General features: G+C 41.1%; 19 protein-coding genes. 15 read left to right on the top strand and 4 right to left on the bottom strand.

Annotation, left to right across the window (positions count from 1 at the left end):
* The coding region (locus ADM50_RS06980; protein WP_049485036.1) for an LPXTG cell wall anchor domain-containing protein at positions 1-426 on the top strand (426 nt) is incomplete at its 5' end.
* A 118-nt stretch (positions 427-544) separates the two neighbouring features.
* On the opposite strand, the gene ADM50_RS06975 is transcribed toward ADM50_RS06980, so the two are convergent.
* Together ADM50_RS06975 and ADM50_RS06970 are read right to left on the bottom strand one after the other, a co-directional pair.
* On the bottom strand, positions 545-913 hold the full coding sequence (locus ADM50_RS06975) for a nuclear transport factor 2 family protein (RefSeq protein ID WP_049485034.1): 369 nt from the start codon (positions 911-913) through the stop codon (positions 545-547).
* Positions 914-997: 84 nt separating this feature from the next.
* Entirely contained in the window at positions 998-1924 is a 927-nt protein-coding gene (locus tag ADM50_RS06970; protein WP_049485032.1) for a helix-turn-helix transcriptional regulator, read from the bottom strand.
* Between the two features lie 354 nt (positions 1925-2278).
* On the opposite strand from ADM50_RS06970, the gene ADM50_RS06965 reads away from it, so the two are divergent.
* From ADM50_RS06965 to dnaJ, 10 genes are all read left to right on the top strand, one after another.
* Positions 2279-3478: a phosphoglycerate kinase gene (locus ADM50_RS06965; RefSeq protein WP_001096770.1), complete on the top strand. Its 1200-nt coding sequence runs from the start codon at positions 2279-2281 to the stop codon at positions 3476-3478.
* Between the two features lie 137 nt (positions 3479-3615).
* Positions 3616-4143, top strand: coding sequence for an FUSC family protein (locus ADM50_RS06960; protein WP_000119887.1), 528 nt, complete (start codon positions 3616-3618; stop codon positions 4141-4143).
* Between the two features lie 76 nt (positions 4144-4219).
* On the top strand, positions 4220-4576 hold the full coding sequence (gene glnR, locus ADM50_RS06955; RefSeq protein WP_000664333.1) for a transcriptional repressor GlnR: 357 nt from the start codon (positions 4220-4222) through the stop codon (positions 4574-4576).
* A 36-nt stretch (positions 4577-4612) separates the two neighbouring features.
* Positions 4613-5959 (top strand): type I glutamate--ammonia ligase, encoded by a 1347-nt coding sequence (gene glnA, locus ADM50_RS06950; protein WP_001122885.1) that lies wholly within the window; start codon positions 4613-4615, stop codon positions 5957-5959.
* Between the two features lie 298 nt (positions 5960-6257).
* Complete coding sequence (locus tag ADM50_RS06945; RefSeq protein WP_049485030.1) at positions 6258-6845, top strand: TlpA family protein disulfide reductase; 588 nt, start codon at positions 6258-6260, stop codon at positions 6843-6845.
* Between the two features lie 286 nt (positions 6846-7131).
* Positions 7132-8166 carry a heat-inducible transcriptional repressor HrcA gene (gene hrcA / locus ADM50_RS06940; protein WP_049485028.1) on the top strand — a complete coding sequence of 345 codons (1035 nt, stop codon included), beginning with the start codon at positions 7132-7134 and terminating at the stop codon, positions 8164-8166.
* A gap of 26 nt (positions 8167-8192) precedes the next feature.
* A complete protein-coding gene (gene grpE, locus ADM50_RS06935) occupies positions 8193-8708 on the top strand; it encodes a nucleotide exchange factor GrpE (RefSeq protein WP_000046025.1) in 516 nt (171 codons plus the stop codon).
* Positions 8709-8974: 266 nt separating this feature from the next.
* Positions 8975-10798, top strand: a complete 1824-nt coding sequence (gene dnaK / locus ADM50_RS06930; protein WP_049485025.1) for a molecular chaperone DnaK — start codon at positions 8975-8977, stop codon at positions 10796-10798.
* A 235-nt stretch (positions 10799-11033) separates the two neighbouring features.
* On the top strand, positions 11034-11666 hold the full coding sequence (locus ADM50_RS06925; protein WP_049485024.1) for a DJ-1/PfpI family protein: 633 nt from the start codon (positions 11034-11036) through the stop codon (positions 11664-11666).
* Positions 11667-11825: 159 nt separating this feature from the next.
* A complete protein-coding gene (gene dnaJ, locus ADM50_RS06920) occupies positions 11826-12962 on the top strand; it encodes a molecular chaperone DnaJ (RefSeq protein ID WP_049485023.1) in 1137 nt (378 codons plus the stop codon).
* A 455-nt stretch (positions 12963-13417) separates the two neighbouring features.
* Here the strand turns inward: dnaJ and ADM50_RS06910 are convergent, their stop codons facing one another.
* Positions 13418-13690 carry a hypothetical protein gene (locus tag ADM50_RS06910; protein WP_049485021.1) on the bottom strand — a complete coding sequence of 91 codons (273 nt, stop codon included), beginning with the start codon at positions 13688-13690 and terminating at the stop codon, positions 13418-13420.
* Between the two features lie 9 nt (positions 13691-13699).
* Complete coding sequence (locus tag ADM50_RS06905; RefSeq protein ID WP_049485019.1) at positions 13700-14110, bottom strand: HIT family protein; 411 nt, start codon at positions 14108-14110, stop codon at positions 13700-13702.
* A 67-nt stretch (positions 14111-14177) separates the two neighbouring features.
* Between ADM50_RS06905 and ADM50_RS06900 the strand changes: the two genes are divergently transcribed.
* Genes ADM50_RS06900 through trmB form a run of 4 tightly spaced genes read left to right on the top strand, consistent with a single transcriptional unit; the run spans position 14178 to position 17429 of the window.
* Positions 14178-14909: an ABC transporter ATP-binding protein gene (locus ADM50_RS06900; RefSeq protein ID WP_049485018.1), complete on the top strand. Its 732-nt coding sequence runs from the start codon at positions 14178-14180 to the stop codon at positions 14907-14909.
* The gene (locus ADM50_RS06895) at positions 14906-15955 is read left to right on the top strand and encodes an ABC transporter permease (RefSeq protein WP_049485017.1); all 1050 of its coding nucleotides are present in this window, start codon (positions 14906-14908) and stop codon (positions 15953-15955) included. The genes ADM50_RS06900 and ADM50_RS06895 overlap by 4 nt, the downstream gene beginning before the upstream one ends.
* Before the next feature lie 47 nt (positions 15956-16002).
* Positions 16003-16797, top strand: a complete 795-nt coding sequence (gene ccrZ / locus ADM50_RS06890) for a cell cycle regulator CcrZ (RefSeq protein WP_000363019.1) — start codon at positions 16003-16005, stop codon at positions 16795-16797.
* A complete protein-coding gene (trmB, locus tag ADM50_RS06885) occupies positions 16794-17429 on the top strand; it encodes a tRNA (guanosine(46)-N7)-methyltransferase TrmB (protein WP_049485016.1) in 636 nt (211 codons plus the stop codon). The genes ccrZ and trmB overlap by 4 nt, the downstream gene beginning before the upstream one ends.
* Positions 17430-17539: the final 110 nt, after the last annotated feature.

The following is a 17539-nucleotide window of genomic DNA, read 5'->3' as shown; positions in this document are numbered from 1 at the left end:
GCTGAAGGTGTGAAAGATTTAGTTCTAGAAACTCCGAAACTGGAAGTTGAAGAGGGAACAGTTTCCTTCGAACATCAGGAACGACCAAATGCAGCCCTTCTCAAAGGACAACGCCAGCTAATCCAAGCAGGTGTGGAAGGTCAAGTTCGTCGCTTTGTAGAAGTTGATGGTCAGGGCAAACGCACCCTTCATTCTACTGAGGTTCTCAAGGAAACTCTTCCAGAAATTGTTGAAGTAGGAACGAAAGAAGAGCAAGTCTCACAAACAAGGGATCAAGCGCTCTCAGCAACACCAGCAAAAGTTGAAGAAACAAATAGAGAGCTCCCAAATACGGGAGCGACAAGAGATGCTAGTCTAGTAGCGCTAGGACTCCTCGGACTAATGAGTGGCTACGGCTTGCTTGCTGGAAAGAAGAGAGAAGACTAATCAGATTTACGAATCTTGGATTTTCTCATAAAAATAAAAAAACAAGGTTTAACTGTAGATTAGTCAGGCCTTGTTTTTAGTTTTGAAATTGAAGAGTAAATTTGAAGCTAGATTTTTGTTATTCAATTCCTTGGATAAATTTTTGGAAACGATAAGTGTCGAAATAGATATTGGATGCAACTAATTTATCAAATTCATCGAATTTCAGAAATTCTGCGACATCCAGTTCGAGTTCTTTTCCTTGAGGAGAATGTAGATGGTAGCGGTTTAAAGCTGAGACTGTTCGACCATCAACAAGTAATTGCTTCACTTCAAGATGCTGGCTTAAAGCATAGAATTGGCCTGCACCTTGCAAATAAACATCACGTCCTTGTCGAATTTCTATACTATCGCACATGCCATAGTCAAAGTTTTCAGCTACGAAATCTTCCCAGCCTCCCTCATTTACTGCCGTAAAATAGCTTTCTGCAAGTGTTTTTGTATCCATTTGGAACCTCCTGTAAAATAATTGGGCTATGATGAATATCACGAAATATTTTGCCCACTTAAGAGTATACAAAAGGAAATATGACTACAGGTTGTCATATTGCTGAAGATTTTTTTTGAGAGTACTGACCAGTAGATTTTGTAAGTGACTTGGAGATACGACCTTTACTTGATAACCAAAGCTTAATAGTAAATCAAAAAACGAGGGAGTTAAAGCTCTAAATGCCTGAACTTTTATTATTTCGTCCTCGACTCTGATTTCTTCTTCCGTGAAGTGATCGTAGATTTTTGGAAGTGCAAATCTTGTAAAAACTAGTTCAATTTCTTCTCTTTGCCCCTCCACTTTATGTTTTGGGGGATTTAAAAAAAGCTCTAACTTTTCTTGAGATAAACGTGGATAATCGAATGGTTTATCTTTTATCTCCACTAGTTCTAGTTCACGAATTCGAGTTAATTTAAAAATACGAAAATCTAATTTTTCTAAGCAGTAACCGATAACATACCAAGCATTCAGTTTATAGATCAATCTGTATGGGATAATTGTTCGCTGACTTTTCTCTTGTTTTTTCGAATAGTAAGAAAAAGAAATCATCTGTTCAGTTTGTATCGCTTCCTCAATTTCTAGTAAATAATTTGTATTAAGAGTCCAGGAACTGAGATCAAAGTAAAAAGGACTGTTTACTCTTGTAATTTCTTGAGAAGACAGCTTGTGTTCGATACTGTCAAGACTTGAATGACCAACGATTTTACTAACATTTTGGCTCATATTAATGATAAACTGTCTCTCTTCCTCAGTGAAAAAGTTTCTGTCTATCTTATAGTCGCTTGGTATATAGAAACCTCCCTTATCTCCACGTTCCGAATAGATTGGGATCCCCGCTAAACTGAGTGTATCCATGTCCCTATATACAGTTCGAGTAGATATTTCAAACCTCTCTGCAATCTCTTTAGCTGTTATTCTCTTCTTATTTAAAAGAGACAGTAAAATATAGATTAGTCTTTCTAATTTCATGGTAGCAATTCCCCTTCTTTTAATCTCAAATAGCACAAACTGAAGAAACTATTTTAGTTATATTGTATAATAAGAAACCTAGCAATTCAAAAAGAAGGACTGTAGAGTTTAGAATATTAAAGGATTAAAATCTTAGAAAGAGAATAGTATAGAAGTAATTAGGCAAATCAATCAAGAAATTTGCCTAAATTATTCCAACCGAATTATGTAAAGATTGCTCTTTTTCGGACTGCAATCCTAGGTTTTTAGGTTAATAGATAGAAGAATGAACAAGAAAAGTTTAGGGTTTTTCTATCTCTTTTGCGGATTTTGTGATATAATTAACACGTATAAAAAAAGAAGGAGTCATATCTAATGGCAAAATTGACTGTTAAAGACGTTGACTTGAAAGGGAAAAAAGTTCTCGTTCGTGTTGACTTCAACGTACCTGTTAAAGATGGCGTGATTACCAATGACAACCGTATCACTGCAGCTCTTCCAACTATCAAGTACATCCTTGAACAAGGTGGACGTGCAATCCTCTTCTCTCACCTTGGACGTGTAAAAGAAGAAGCAGACAAAGAAGGTAAATCACTTGCTCCTGTAGCTGCTGACTTGGCTGCTAAATTGGGACAAGAAGTTAAATTTATCCCAGGTGTTACACGTGGTGCTGAATTGGAAGCCGCTGTTAACGCTCTTGAAGATGGACAAGTTCTCTTGGTTGAAAACACTCGTTTTGAAGATGTTGACGGCAAGAAAGAATCTAAAAATGATCCTGAGCTTGGTAAATACTGGGCATCACTTGGAGATGGCATCTTCGTAAACGATGCATTCGGTACAGCTCACCGTGCACACGCATCTAACGTTGGTATCTCAGCAAACGTTGAAAAAGCAGTTGCTGGTTTCCTTCTTGAAAACGAAATTGCCTACATCCAAGAAGCTGTTGAAGCTCCAGAACGTCCATTCGTAGCGATCCTTGGTGGTTCAAAAGTATCTGACAAGATTGGTGTCATCGAAAACTTGCTTGAAAAAGCTGATAAAGTGCTTATCGGTGGTGGGATGACTTACACATTCTACAAAGCTCAAGGTATCGAAATCGGTAACTCACTTGTAGAAGAAGACAAATTGGATGTTGCGAAAGCTCTTCTTGAAAAAGCAAACGGCAAATTGATCTTGCCAGTTGACTCAAAAGAAGCAAACGCATTTGCTGACTACACTGAAGTGAAAGACACTGAAGGTGAAGCAGTAGACCCAGGTTTCCTTGGTTTGGATATCGGTCCTAAATCTATCGCTAAATTTGACGAAGCTTTGACTGGTGCAAAAACAGTTGTATGGAACGGACCTATGGGTGTATTTGAAAACCCTGACTTCCAAGCTGGTACAATCGGTGTCATGGACGCTATCGTGAAACAACCAGGTGTGAAATCAATCATCGGTGGTGGTGACTCAGCTGCTGCAGCCATCAACCTTGGCCGTGCAGACAAGTTCTCATGGATCTCTACTGGTGGTGGAGCTTCAATGGAGCTTCTTGAAGGTAAAGTTTTGCCAGGATTGGCAGCTTTGACTGAAAAATAAGCTTTCTTAGATGAAATCATAGAAAAGAGGAACTCTGTTTCCTCTTTTTTATAGCCCTAAATTAAAAACGCTTCCTATTGATTTTCACTCATAAAATCAACTAATTTATGTTAAAATGGTAGTAGAAAGTTGAGATTATGAGTTATTTTAAAAAATATAAATTTGATAAGTCACAGTTCAAGCTTGGTATGCGAACTTTCAAAACGGGGATTGCTGTATTTATAGTTCTCTTGATTTTTGGTTTTTTTGGCTGGAAGGGGCTTCAAATCGGAGCATTGACAGCGGTCTTCAGTCTACGAGAGAGCTTTGATAAGAGCGTCCATTTTGGAACTTCGCGTATCTTAGGAAATAGCATTGGCGGTTTTTACGCCCTTGTCTTTTTCCTCTTAAACACTTTATTTCATGGAGCCTTTTGGGTAACCTTACTAGTTGTTCCGATTTGCACCATGTTAACCATTATGACAAACGTTGCCATGAATAACAAGGCAGGAGTTATTGGTGGTGTAGCAGCCATGTTGATCATTACCCTATCAATACCAAGCGGAGAAACATTTTTGTACGTGTTTGCGCGCGTATTTGAAACATTTATGGGAGTTTTTGTCGCAATCCTTGTAAATTATGATATTGAGCAACTGAAACTCTTTTGGGAGAAAAAAAGAAAATAATGTTACATTTTGTGACATTATCCGTTGACGTATGTCTTTTTTTAGACTATAATAGACAGGAAGAAGGAAATTGTAAATGAAGGAAAGAGAATTTCGCCGAAATATGGCTGTTTTTCCTATCGGCAGTGTTATGAAATTGACCGATCTCTCGGCGCGTCAGATTCGTTATTATGAAGATCAAGAGTTGATCAAACCTGATCGAAACGAAGGGAACCGTCGCATGTATTCTTTGAATGACATGGATCGTCTACTTGAAATCAAAGATTATATCTCTGAAGGTCATAATATTGCTGCGATTAAGAAAAAATATGCTGAACGCGAGGCGAAGTCCAAGAAAGCCGTGAGTCAGACGGAAGTGCGTCGTGCACTCCACAATGAACTCCTCCAGCAGGGGCGCTTTGCTTCAGTACGGTCACCCTTTGGTCGCGGTTAGGCAATCGCAAGTAGTCATATATTAAGGAGAAAACCCATGCCAATCACAGCTGCAGATATTCGTCGTGAAGTCAAGGAAAAAAATGTTACCTTTATTCGTCTTATGTTTTCAGATATTCTGGGAACCATGAAAAACGTCGAAATTCCTGCTACAGATGAACAGTTAGATAAGGTCTTGTCAAACAAAGCCATGTTTGATGGCTCTTCTATTGAAGGTTTTGTACGTATCAATGAGTCAGATATGTACTTGTACCCAGACTTGGATACATGGACAGTCTTCCCATGGGGAGATGAAAATGGAAGTGTTGCAGGTTTGATCTGTGATGTCTATACAACAGAAGGCGAACCCTTTGCAGGTGACCCACGTGGTAATCTGAAGCGTGCACTTCGTCATATGGAAGAAGTAGGATTCAAATCCTTCAACCTTGGTCCAGAACCAGAATTCTTCCTCTTTAAGCTGGATGAAAATGGCGATCCAACTCTTGAGGTAAATGACAAGGGTGGCTACTTTGATTTGGCGCCTACTGACCTTGCGGACAATACACGTCGTGAAATCGTTAATGTCTTGACCAAAATGGGATTTGAAGTAGAAGCGAGTCACCACGAGGTTGCGGTTGGACAACACGAGATTGACTTCAAGTATGATGAAGTCCTCCGTGCCTGTGATAAGATTCAAATCTTTAAGCTCGTTGTTAAAACCATTGCTCGCAAACATGGCCTTTACGCAACCTTTATGGCGAAACCGAAATTTGGTATTGCTGGATCAGGTATGCACTGTAATATGTCCTTGTTTGATGCAGAAGGAAACAATGCCTTCTTTGATCCAAATGATCCAAAAGGAATGCAGTTGTCTGAAACAGCCTACCATTTCCTTGGTGGTTTGATTAAGCATGCTTACAACTATACTGCTATCATGAACCCAACAGTTAACTCATACAAACGTTTGGTTCCAGGTTATGAAGCGCCTGTTTACATTGCTTGGGCTGGTCGTAATCGTTCGCCACTTGTGCGTGTACCAGCTTCACGTGGTATGGGAACTCGTCTCGAATTGCGTTCGGTGGACCCTATGGCAAACCCATACATCGCGATGGCTGTTCTTTTGGAAGTTGGTTTGCATGGTATTGAAAACAAAATCGAAGCACCAGCTCCTATCGAAGAGAATATCTACATCATGACAGCAGAAGAGCGTAAGGAAGCTGGAATCACCGACCTTCCATCAACTCTTCATAACGCCTTGAAAGCTTTGACTGAGGATGAAGTGGTCAAGGCAGCCCTAGGTGAACACATCTATACGAGCTTCCTTGAAGCCAAACGTATCGAGTGGGCTAGCTATGCGACCTTTGTTTCACAATGGGAAGTTGATAATTACCTTGATCTTTATTAATATAGAAGAAAGATTGCCTGAGTGGACAATCTTTTTTGCTTATTAAACATGTATTAAGAAATTCAAGGTGGGATTTCAATGTTATATACGAGTTAGTCAGGATTTAAAGGGCTCTTTGCTTAATTTGTGATATCACAACTATACTTGATGGCAAGAAATTAATTGAAATTTTACCTATCAAATGGTAGAATGTTTTTTGGTTAGAGTCGGTTAGAAAATAGGAAGTTTAAGTTGATGTCCTAATTTTATCTCTAAGCTATTTGACTCTAAAATATGGAATAAGTGAAAAGGATAAAGAATGAAAAAAGACAAGCGTTGGTTTACAGTTCTTATAGTAGGGATTTTGGTTCTCGTGGGCTTTGGTATTTTTTACTATGCCAACCAAGGTAAAATAGGGCGGGGAGATGCAAATCAATCTCAAGCATCGTCCACAAGTAAGCCGGAAAATAGCGCGCTTGAACTAAATGCTCAACAACTACCTGATTTTAAGTTAACATCACCTGATGGGCGAGAACTTTCAATTTCTAGTTTTTCTGACAAACCTCTTCTGATAGTGGAATGGGCTAGTTGGTGTCCTGATTGTCGAAATCAACTACCTATCATCCAAAAAATGTACGAAAAATATGGAAATCAGGTACATTTTGTATTGATAAATTTGATTGAGCCAGACAAGGAAACTACAGAAACTGCTGACCGCTATATTTCTCAAGGTGAGTATACATTCCCTTACTATTACGATATGGATCAGTCTGCTGCGGATGCACTTCAAGTACAAACGATTCCAAGTACGTATGTTGTTGACAAACAAGGTCAAATCAAGAAAGTGCTTGTCGAACATACTTCTGAAGATGCTTTGGAGAAAGAGTTAAAAGAATTATTGCAATAACACTGGTATAGGATTTCAGTTAGGCAAGAAATAGAAAGCATTTCTTGTCTTTTTAAGTCCTCTTTTTTTCTGGCGGTAAGCAATCTTTCAAGCTGGGAAGTGGAGTTGAATGTAGATGAGAAGTGAGATTCTAGGTCTTCAGACTGATTTTTAGCACTCTTGGTAAAAGAGTGCTAATTTTTTGAGTTTTTATCTTGACATTCTCTTCTAAGGGTGTATAATAGAATCATGAGTTAGCACTTGGGTACATAGAGTGCTAATCGATCGGACAGAGAGGAGTGATGAGATGGTTACAGAGCGTCAGCAGGATATTTTAAATCTGATTATTGACATCTTTACCAAAACGCACGAACCTGTCGGATCCAAGGCGCTACAAGAGTCTATCAATTCTAGTAGTGCTACCATTCGTAATGACATGGCAGCTCTAGAGAAGCAGGGTTTGCTTGAGAAGGCTCATACCTCAAGCGGTCGGATGCCAAGTGTCGCGGGATTTCAGTACTATGTGAAACACTCGCTTGCTTTTGACAGACTGGCTGAAAATGAGGTATACGAGATTGTCAAAGCCTTTGATCAGGAATTCTTCAAACTAGAGGATATTCTGCAAGAGGCTGCCAATCTACTGACAGACTTGAGTGCCTGTACGGTAGTGGCACTGGACGTTGAGCCGAGCAGACAACGCTTGACAGCCTTTGATATAGTTGTTTTGGGGCAACATACAGCTTTAGCAGTATTTACCCTAGACGAATCGCGAACGGTTACCAGTCAGTTTCTGATTCCAAGGAACTTCTTGCAGGAAGATTTGCTGAAACTGAAGAGCATCATTCAGGAACGTTTCCTCGGTCACACCGTTCTAGATATTCACTACAAGATTCGGACGGAGATTCCGCAGATTATCCAGCGTTACTTTACAACAACGGATAATGTCATGGATCTCTTTGAACATATCTTTAAGGAAATGTTCAACGAAAATATCGTGGTGGCAGGCAAGGTCAATCTCTTGAATTTTGCCAATCTGGCAGCCTATCAGTTCTTTGATCAACCGCAAAAGGTGGCTCTGGAGATTCGTGAGGGTCTGCATGAAGATCAGATGCAAAATGTCCGTGTTGCAGACAGTCAGGAATCCTGTCTAGCTAACCTAGCAGTGATTAGCAGTAAATTCCTAATTCCTTATCGAGGTTTTGGAATTCTAGCGATTATCGGTCCGGTCAATCTGGACTACCAGCAATTGGTCAATCAAGTCAATGTTGTCAATCGTGTTTTGACCATGAAGTTGACAGATTTTTACCGCTACCTCAGCAGTAATCATTACGAAGTACATTAAGATTGAAATCATTAAAGGAGGCGAAAATGGCCCAAGATATAAAAAATGAAGAAATGAAAGAAGAGGAAGTTGTGGAAACAACTGAAGAAACAACTCCTGAAAAGTCAGAGTTGGACTTGGCAAATGAACGTGCAGATGAGTTTGAAAATAAATACCTTCGCGCTCATGCAGAAATGCAAAATATTCAACGCCGTGCCAATGAAGAACGTCAAAACTTGCAACGTTATCGTAGCCAAGACCTGGCAAAAGCAATCTTACCATCGCTCGACAACTTAGAACGTGCACTAGCCGTTGAAGGTTTGACAGACGATGTTAAAAAAGGATTGGAGATGGTGCAAGAAAGCTTGGTTTACGCTTTGAAAGAAGAAGGAATCGAAGAAATCGCAGCTGACGGCGAATTTGACCATAACTATCATATGGCCATCCAAACTCTCCCAGCAGATGATGAACATCCAGCAGATACCATCGCCCAAGTCTTTCAAAAAGGCTACAAACTCCATGACCGCATCCTACGCCCAGCCATGGTAGTAGTATATAACTAGGCAATTCTGACGGTTGCAACATACATAATAGAAAACTTGTCCGAAACGACAATAAACTATGAAAGAAAGATAAGAAATTGTTCAGCTTTGCAATAGTGAGCAAAGCGAACCAAAGACGATACTCTTCGCCGTGGCGTTATTTGCGCAAACTTTGAGACCTTAGGCTCAAAGTTTAGTCAAAGAGATTGACGAGTCAAGCTCTGACGGCGCCGCCACCTAAGAAGAGTATCAAAAAGAAAGAATATAAAATTTAAGGAGAAAAACACATGTCTAAAATTATCGGTATTGACTTAGGTACAACAAACTCAGCAGTTGCAGTTCTTGAAGGAACTGAAAGCAAAATCATCGCAAACCCAGAAGGAAACCGCACAACTCCATCTGTAGTATCATTCAAAAACGGAGAAATCATTGTTGGTGACGCTGCGAAACGTCAAGCAGTCACAAACCCAGATACAGTTATCTCTATCAAATCTAAGATGGGAACTTCTGAAAAAGTTTCTGCAAATGGAAAAGAATATACTCCACAAGAAATCTCAGCTATGATTCTTCAATACTTGAAAGGTTACGCTGAAGAATACCTTGGTGAAAAAGTAACCAAAGCAGTTATCACAGTCCCAGCTTACTTCAACGACGCTCAACGTCAAGCAACTAAAGACGCTGGTAAAATCGCTGGTCTTGAAGTAGAACGTATCGTCAACGAACCAACTGCAGCAGCTCTTGCTTACGGTTTGGACAAGACTGACAAAGAAGAAAAAATCTTGGTATTCGACCTTGGTGGTGGTACATTCGACGTATCTATCCTTGAATTGGGTGACGGTGTCTTTGATGTATTGTCAACTGCAGGGGACAACAAACTCGGTGGTGACGACTTTGACCAAAAAATCATCGATCACTTGGTAGCAGAATTCAAGAAAGAAAACGGTATTGACTTGTCTACTGACAAGATGGCAATGCAACGTTTGAAAGATGCAGCTGAAAAAGCTAAGAAAGACCTTTCTGGTGTAACTTCAACTCAAATCAGCTTGCCATTCATCACTGCAGGTGAGGCTGGACCTCTTCACTTGGAAATGACTTTGACTCGTGCGAAATTTGACGATTTGACTCGTGATCTTGTAGAGCGTACAAAAGTTCCAGTTCGTCAAGCCCTTTCAGATGCAGGTTTGAGCTTGTCAGATATCGACGAAGTTATCCTTGTTGGTGGTTCAACTCGTATCCCAGCCGTTGTAGAAGCTGTTAAGGCTGAAACTGGTAAAGAACCAAACAAATCAGTAAACCCTGACGAAGTTGTTGCTATGGGTGCTGCCATCCAAGGTGGTGTGATTACTGGTGATGTGAAAGACGTTGTCCTTCTTGACGTAACACCATTGTCACTTGGTATCGAAACAATGGGTGGAGTCTTCACAAAACTCATCGACCGCAACACTACAATCCCAACATCTAAATCACAAGTCTTCTCAACTGCGGCAGACAACCAACCGGCCGTTGATATCCACGTTCTTCAAGGTGAACGTCCAATGGCAGCAGATAACAAGACTCTTGGACGCTTCCAATTGACTGACATCCCGGCTGCACCTCGTGGAATTCCTCAAATCGAAGTAACATTTGACATCGACAAGAACGGTATCGTGTCTGTTAAGGCCAAAGACCTTGGAACTCAAAAAGAACAAACTATTGTCATCCAATCTAACTCAGGTTTGACTGATGAAGAAATCGACCGCATGATGAAAGATGCAGAAGCAAATGCTGAAGCAGATAAGAAACGTAAAGAAGAAGTAGACCTTCGTAACGAAGTAGACCAAGCAATCTTTGCGACTGAAAAGACAATCAAGGAAACTGAAGGAAAAGGCTTCGATGCAGAACGTGATGCTGCCCAAGCTGCACTTGATGACCTTAAGAAAGCGCAAGAAGACAACAACTTGGACGAAATGAAAGCAAAACTCGAAGCCTTGAATGAAAAAGCTCAAGGACTTGCTGTTAAACTCTACGAACAAGCTGCAGCAGCGCAACAAGCTCAAGCAGGAGCAGAAGGCGCACAAACAACAGGAAACGCAGGCGATGACGTCGTAGACGGAGAGTTTACGGAGAAATAAAATAGTCCAGTGGACTATTTTATCCCGAGCTTGAAAATCGGAGAGCGAGGTCGTTAAGAATGAGGAATCACTAGAGTGATTGTCATTCTACTGCAATCGCTATGGCGACTTGCTAAAAGCCTTACTCGTTCAAAAAAAATATAATCGACTTTGCTTTTGAATGTCGTAATGATAGGAAGAAATCCAGAGGTTGCAACCCAGCCTCTGTTTTTCGGTAAAATAGAGGATGTTGCGTATGAAAAAAGTACTTTGTATCATTTATCCTAATTTTTCTCTTTATGAGATAACCGCTTTAACAAGTACTTTAGCTCTGTCTTTTGACATCACGATTGATTATGTCGCTTCAGATTATTCGATAGTTATATCTGAGGATGGCTTACCTTGTCAACCTACAAAAATATTGGATCAAATCTGTATAGAAGAGTATTCTTGTATCATTTTACCAGGAATGGTAAATATAGGGGCTGCTCTACAGGATGAAAAATTAAATTCTTTTTTGAGAGAACTCGGTGAGCAGGATATCTTAATTGCAGCAATTTCTTCTGCGCCCATTTTGTTAGCGAAAGCGGGCTTGTTGAATGACACGAAATTTACTGGTGGGATTTGGCAAAACTTCTTTGACTATTTTGAATTTCTTCCACGTGAGAATTTCCAATCTAAACTGGTTGTGCAAGATAAAAATATCATTACGGCTATTGGATTTGCACATCAAGAGTTTGCAAGAAAAGTGATACTTGGTCTAGGTTTGGCAGAAAATACTGACAACTATTTTAAAGAACAGAACGAATATTCAGAAGAGGACTTAATTTTTACTCTGTCGGACAAAGAGTTTGATGAAGTGAAACAGAGTATAGAAAATGCCCTCTAAATATTTACTTATAAATTATAGAAAGGAATAAGGGTGTTCGAGTAACTGAACACGGGCTACGGACTGTGCCAAAAAGATAGTTTTTTCTAGGACGCAAGCGTCCGTCGTCAAAACTCCTATTTTGGCTGTGTCCGTTTGACGCCCTTTGTATCTTGAATTATGAACAATACTGAATTTTATGATCGTCTGGGGGTGTCAAAAAACGCTTCGGCAGACGAGATCAAAAAGGCTTATCGCAAGCTTTCGAAAAAATATCACCCAGATATCAATAAGGAGCCTGGTGCTGAGGAAAAGTACAAGGAAGTTCAAGAAGCCTATGAGACTTTGAGTGACGACCAAAAACGTGCAGCCTACGACCAGTATGGTGCTGCAGGTGCCAACGGTGGCTTTGGTGGTACTGGCGGTTTCGGTGGCTTTGACGGAGCAAGTGGCTTCGGTGGGTTTGAGGATATTTTCTCAAGTTTCTTTGGTGGAGGCGGTGCTTCGCGCAATCCAAACGCTCCTCGTCAAGGTGATGATCTCCAGTATCGTGTGAACTTGACCTTTGAAGAAGCTATCTTTGGAACGGAAAAAGAAGTCAAGTACAACCGTGAAGCAAGCTGTCGTACCTGTAATGGATCTGGTGCTAAGCCAGGGACAAGTCCAGTCACTTGTGGACGCTGTCATGGCGCTGGTGTTATTAACGTCGATACGCAGACTCCTCTTGGTATGATGCGCCGCCAAGTAACCTGTGATGTCTGTCATGGTCGTGGAAAAGAAATCAAAGATCCATGTACAACTTGTCACGGAACAGGTCATGAAAAACAAGCTCATAGCGTACATGTAAAAATCCCTGCTGGTGTGGAAACAGGCCAACAAATTCGCCTAGCTGGTCAAGGTGAAGCAGGCTTTAACGGTGGACCTTATGGTGACTTGTATGTAGTGGTTTCTGTGGAAGCTAGCGACAAGTTTGAACGTGAAGGAACAACTATTTTCTACAAGTTAAATCTTAATATTGTCCAAGCTACTCTTGGAGATACTGTGGAAATTCCAACTGTGCATGGAGATGTTGAATTGGTCATCCCAGAAGGAACTCAGACTGGCAAGAAATTCCGTCTACGTGGTAAGGGAGCACCGAGCCTTCGTGGCGGTGCCGTTGGTGACCAATACGTGACTGTCAATGTCGTTACTCCGACAGGTTTGAACGACCGCCAAAAAGCTGCGCTTAAAGAATTCGCAGCTGCAGGTGACTTGAAAGTCAATCCAAAGAAAAAAGGCTTCTTTGACCATATAAAAGATGCCTTTGAAGGAGAATAAAGTAAAAAGAGCCGGCGGGCTCTTTTTTAAGCGTAAACAAGCTATATCCCATCAACTATACACCACAATTTAGACAACTCATTCACCATTTCATAACTAATACTCTTCGAAAACCTCTTCAAACCGCGTCAACGTCGCCTTGCCGTATATATGTGACTGACTTCGTCAGTCTTATCTACAACCTCAAAACAGTGTTTTGAGCAACCTGCGGCTAGTTTCCTAATTTGCTCTTTGATTTTCATTGAGTATAAATCAAATACTTTCCCAGACTTTTCGCCGTAATGAAAACACTTGAAACCGGTTGATTTCAGGTGTTTAGAAACTTTGAGACCTAGGCTCAAAGTTTAGGTATGGAATTTCGAAGAAGGTCGCTACCGTCCGTCATTACTTAAGGAAAGTCTTAAAAAATCTATAAACTAAAAAGAGCCATCGGGCTCTTTTTACTTATCCTCAAGCTACTGTGTTTCTTTTACCACAGCTAGTCTAGTCTGGAAATCTTTTTCCAAGACTTTGAATTTATAGGTTAAATCTTTTTGGTATTCCTTGATAAGGGCTTTTTGTTGGTCGATGATTTGCAGGCTGTTTTGGATGATATCCAAATCATCCTTGATAGCTTCGACACGGTCAGTTGTATCTAGCACTTCATCCTGAATGGCTTGGCGATTTTTCACGACAAAATAACTTCCAGCTGCAGCTCCTGCAAATAGCAATAGATTGGATAGTTTCATGGCATCTCCTTAAGCGTTTTTAATGGTTTCAGCGACTTGGGCAAGTTTGTCAAAGTCAGGTTCGTGGGCGATAAAGTCAATCTTGAGGTCATCTTCTGCACCGTAGCGAGGTACGAGATGCACGTGGGTATGAAAGACTGTTTGACCAGCAACTTCCTCACAGTTGGCGATGATGTTCATACCAGCAGCTTTGGTAGCTTTCATAACTTTTTGAGCTACCAGTGGCACTTGGGCAAAGAGTTGGCTGGCACTTGGGGCATCCATCTCCAAAAGATTGCGATAGTGCTCTTTTGGTACAATGAGGGTGTGTCCAGGCGTGACTTGAGAGATATCAAGAAAGGCAAGAACCTGCTCATCTTCGTATACTTTTGAAGCAGGAATCTCCCCTGCGATAATCTTACAAAAAATGCAATCTGACATAAAATCCACCTCTACTGTATTGAATTTTGATATAATATAGCTACATTATACCAGATTCGGAGAAAATATGTTAGAAATTAAAAACCTGACAGGAGGCTATGTTCACGTTCCTGTCTTGAAAGATGTGTCTTTTACAGTTGAAAGTGGGCAGTTGGTCGGTTTGATTGGTCTCAACGGTGCTGGGAAATCAACAACAATTAATGAGATTATTGGTCTGTTGATACCTTACAGTGGGGAAATCAAGATTAACGGTCTCACCTTGCGAGAAGATGCGACTAGCTACCGCAAGCAGATTGGTTATATCCCAGAAACGCCTAGTCTGTATGAGGAATTGACCCTCAGAGAGCATATCGAGACGGTTGCCATGGCCTATGGTATTGAGCAAAAGGTGGCTTTTGATCGTGTGGAACCTTTGTTAAAAATGTTTCGTTTGGATCAAAAATTAGACTGGTTTCCAGTACATTTCTCAAAAGGGATGAAGCAGAAGGTCATGATTATCTGTGCTTTTGTCGTAGATCCGAGTCTTTTCATCGTTGATGAGCCTTTTCTTGGTCTCGATCCCTTGGCGATTGCCGACTTGATTCAGCTTCTAGAAGTAGAAAAGCAAAAAGGCAAGTCCATCCTCATGAGTACCCACGTGCTGGATTCGGCGGAAAAGATGTGTGACGCCTTTGTCATTCTCCACAAGGGAGAGGTGCGGGCTCAGGGGAACCTCCAGCAACTCCGTGAAGCCTTTGACATGCCTGAAGCGAGTTTGAATGATATTTACTTGGCTCTTACCAAAGAGGAGGAGCTATGAAAGACTTGTTTTTAAAACGAAAGCAGGCTTTTCGTAAGGAGTGTGTCGGTTATCTGCGTTATGTTCTCAATGACCACTTTGTCTTGTTCCTGCTAGTTCTCATCGGTTTTCTAGCTTACCAGTACAGTCAACTCTTACAACATTTTCCTGAAAATCACTGGCCTATCCTCTTGTTTTTGGGGATTGTATCTGCCTTGCTTATGGCTTGGGGAGGAATCGCAACCTATATGGAAGGACCTGACAAGCTCTTTCTCTTAGTCAGTGAAGAGGAGGTTAAGTCCCACCTCAAAGGGCAGACGATGCGCTCACTGGTCTTTTGGCTCTTTGTCCAAACCCTTTTCTTGCTTTTATTTGCGCCCTTATTTTTAGCCATGGGTTATGGCTTGCCAGTTTTTCTCATCTATGTGCTTTTATTGGGAGCTGGGAAATACCTGCTCTTTCGTCAAAAAGCCAGTAAATGTTTTACTGAGAACGGAATTGACTGGGACTATGTGATTGCCCAAGAAAGCAAGCGCAAGCAAGTCTTGCTTCGTTTCTTTGCTCTCTTTACGCAGGTCAAGGGCGTTTCCAATAGTGTCAAACGTCGCGCTTATCTGGATTTTATCCTTAAAGTAGTTCAGAAAGTGCCGAGCAAGATTTGGCAAAACCTCTATCTCCGTTCTTATCTGCGAAATGGAGATCTCTTTGCCCTCAGTTTGCGCCTTTTGTTCCTATCCTTGTTAGCTGTGATCTTTATTGAGCAATCTTGGATAGCTACAGCGGTGGTAGTGCTGTTTAACTACCTCTTGCTCTTTCAGTTACTCGCTCTCTATCATGCCTTTGATTACCAATACTTGACCCAGCTCTTTCCGCTAGAAAAAGGGGAGAAAGAAAAGGGATTGAAACAGATTGTGCTTGGTGTGGGAAGTGCAGTTCTTTTGCTGGAATTGTTGGTCGGAGCAGTGGTTTTTCAAGAAAAAATAGCCTTGTTGGCTCTTGTAGGGGCTAGTCTCTTCCTACAATTGTTTTATTTGCCTTACCAACTAAAAAGATTGGTTGACGAATAGACCAAAAACTAGTAGAATAGTAAGGAAACTTTATACGGAGGAAAGAAATGGACTTGGGTGATAATGAGCTAACGCTGACCCCTATCCCTGGGAAGAGCGGCAAAGCTTATATGGGAAGCTACCCTGATGGGAAGCGCGTCTTTGTAAAAATGAACACCTCTCCAATCCTACCTGGCCTAGCCAGAGAACAAATCGCTCCTCAATTACTATGGACTCGTCGTTTGCCAGATGGCCGTGATATGTGTGCTCAGGAATGGCTGACGGGCAAAATCTTGACCCCTTACGATATGAATCGCAAGCAGATTATCAATATCTTGAACCGCCTTCACCGCTCGCGTCCCTTGATGAAGCAGTTGAGCCGTTTGGGATATACCATGGAAACACCAGTTGATTTGCTACGTTCTTGGCAGCAAGGAGTTCCAGAAATCTTGAAGCAGAACCACTATTTGAACAGTGTGATTGCTGAGCTAGGTAAGACGGTTCCAGGTTTTAGGGAAGACCATGCAACGATTGTGCATGGAGATCTTCGTCATAGTAATTGGATTGAGACAGAGAGTGGACTCGTTTATCTAGTGGATTGGGATTCGGTTCGTCTGACGGATCGTATGTTTGATGTGGCGCATTTGCTATGCCACTACATTCCAGATCATCAGTGGCGCCAATGGTTGAGAGACTACGGCTATAAGTACAATCAGACAGTGTTAGATAAATTGTATTGGTATGGTCAGTATTCTTACTTGAACCAGATTGCCAAATACTGTGAAAATCAAGATTTAGACAATGTAAACCGGGAGATTTATGCCTTGCGCGTCTTCCGTGACAAGTATGGAAAGAAGAGATGAGAGTTAGAAATCGTAAAGGGGCGACAGAATTACTAGAGGCCAATCCTCAGTATGTGGTCCTCAATCCCTTGGAAGCTAAAGGGAAATGGCGAGACTTGTTTGGAAATGATCATCCTATTCATGTAGAGGTTGGAAGTGGGAAAGGGGCCTTCGTATCCGGAATGGCCAAGCAAAATCCTGACATCAACTACATCGGGATTGATATCCAAAAGTCGGTATTGAGTTATGCCTTGGACAAGGTGCTTGAAGTTGGAGTTCCCAATATCAAGTTGCTGTGGGTAGATGGTTCGGATTTGACCGACTACTTTGAAGACGGTGAGATTGATCGTCTCTACCTAAACTTTTCAGATCCCTGGCCTAAAAAACGTCATGAAAAACGTCGTTTAACATACAAGAGTTTCTTGGATATCTTCAAGCGCATCTTGCCTGAGAATGGGGAAATCCATTTCAAGACAGATAACCGTGGCTTATTTGAGTATAGTCTAGTGAGCTTTTCTCAGTATGGGATGAAACTCAATGGTGTTTGGCTGGACTTGCATGCCAGTGATTTTGAAGGCAATGTCATGACAGAATATGAGCAAAAATTCTCCAACAAGGGTCAAGTGATCTACCGAGTTGAAGCAGAATTTTAAGAAATAGCTTGAAAACCAGCTGTTTGAGTGCTAATGCTTTACATAAATTGACAAACGTGCTATACTGATAGTAAGAATATGAGAAAGAGAGGCGGGGAAATATCTTCGCC

It is taken from the genome of Streptococcus oralis, from assembly GCF_001075675.1.
Lineage (GTDB): Bacteria > Bacillota > Bacilli > Lactobacillales > Streptococcaceae > Streptococcus > Streptococcus oralis_V.
Note: the sequence above shows the minus strand (reverse complement) of the source record. Positions and strands in the feature narration are given on the sequence as shown.

Excerpts from the sequence above, each read along its gene's own strand:
- ADM50_RS06975 (WP_049485034.1), bottom strand. The coding sequence starts at position 913 with ATGGATACAAAAACACTTGCAGAAAGCTATTTTACGGCAGTAAATGAG.
- ADM50_RS06970 (WP_049485032.1), bottom strand. The coding sequence starts at position 1,924 with ATGAAATTAGAAAGACTAATCTATATTTTACTGTCTCTTTTAAATAAG.
- ADM50_RS06965 (WP_001096770.1), top strand. The coding sequence starts at position 2,279 with ATGGCAAAATTGACTGTTAAAGACGTTGACTTGAAAGGGAAAAAAGTT.
- ADM50_RS06960 (WP_000119887.1), top strand. The coding sequence starts at position 3,616 with ATGAGTTATTTTAAAAAATATAAATTTGATAAGTCACAGTTCAAGCTT.
- glnR (WP_000664333.1), top strand. The coding sequence starts at position 4,220 with ATGAAGGAAAGAGAATTTCGCCGAAATATGGCTGTTTTTCCTATCGGC.
- glnA (WP_001122885.1), top strand. The coding sequence starts at position 4,613 with ATGCCAATCACAGCTGCAGATATTCGTCGTGAAGTCAAGGAAAAAAAT.
- ADM50_RS06945 (WP_049485030.1), top strand. The coding sequence starts at position 6,258 with ATGAAAAAAGACAAGCGTTGGTTTACAGTTCTTATAGTAGGGATTTTG.
- hrcA (WP_049485028.1), top strand. The coding sequence starts at position 7,132 with ATGGTTACAGAGCGTCAGCAGGATATTTTAAATCTGATTATTGACATC.
- grpE (WP_000046025.1), top strand. The coding sequence starts at position 8,193 with ATGGCCCAAGATATAAAAAATGAAGAAATGAAAGAAGAGGAAGTTGTG.
- dnaK (WP_049485025.1), top strand. The coding sequence starts at position 8,975 with ATGTCTAAAATTATCGGTATTGACTTAGGTACAACAAACTCAGCAGTT.
- ADM50_RS06925 (WP_049485024.1), top strand. The coding sequence starts at position 11,034 with ATGAAAAAAGTACTTTGTATCATTTATCCTAATTTTTCTCTTTATGAG.
- dnaJ (WP_049485023.1), top strand. The coding sequence starts at position 11,826 with ATGAACAATACTGAATTTTATGATCGTCTGGGGGTGTCAAAAAACGCT.
- ADM50_RS06910 (WP_049485021.1), bottom strand. The coding sequence starts at position 13,690 with ATGAAACTATCCAATCTATTGCTATTTGCAGGAGCTGCAGCTGGAAGT.
- ADM50_RS06905 (WP_049485019.1), bottom strand. The coding sequence starts at position 14,110 with ATGTCAGATTGCATTTTTTGTAAGATTATCGCAGGGGAGATTCCTGCT.
- ADM50_RS06900 (WP_049485018.1), top strand. The coding sequence starts at position 14,178 with ATGTTAGAAATTAAAAACCTGACAGGAGGCTATGTTCACGTTCCTGTC.
- ADM50_RS06895 (WP_049485017.1), top strand. The coding sequence starts at position 14,906 with ATGAAAGACTTGTTTTTAAAACGAAAGCAGGCTTTTCGTAAGGAGTGT.
- ccrZ (WP_000363019.1), top strand. The coding sequence starts at position 16,003 with ATGGACTTGGGTGATAATGAGCTAACGCTGACCCCTATCCCTGGGAAG.
- trmB (WP_049485016.1), top strand. The coding sequence starts at position 16,794 with ATGAGAGTTAGAAATCGTAAAGGGGCGACAGAATTACTAGAGGCCAAT.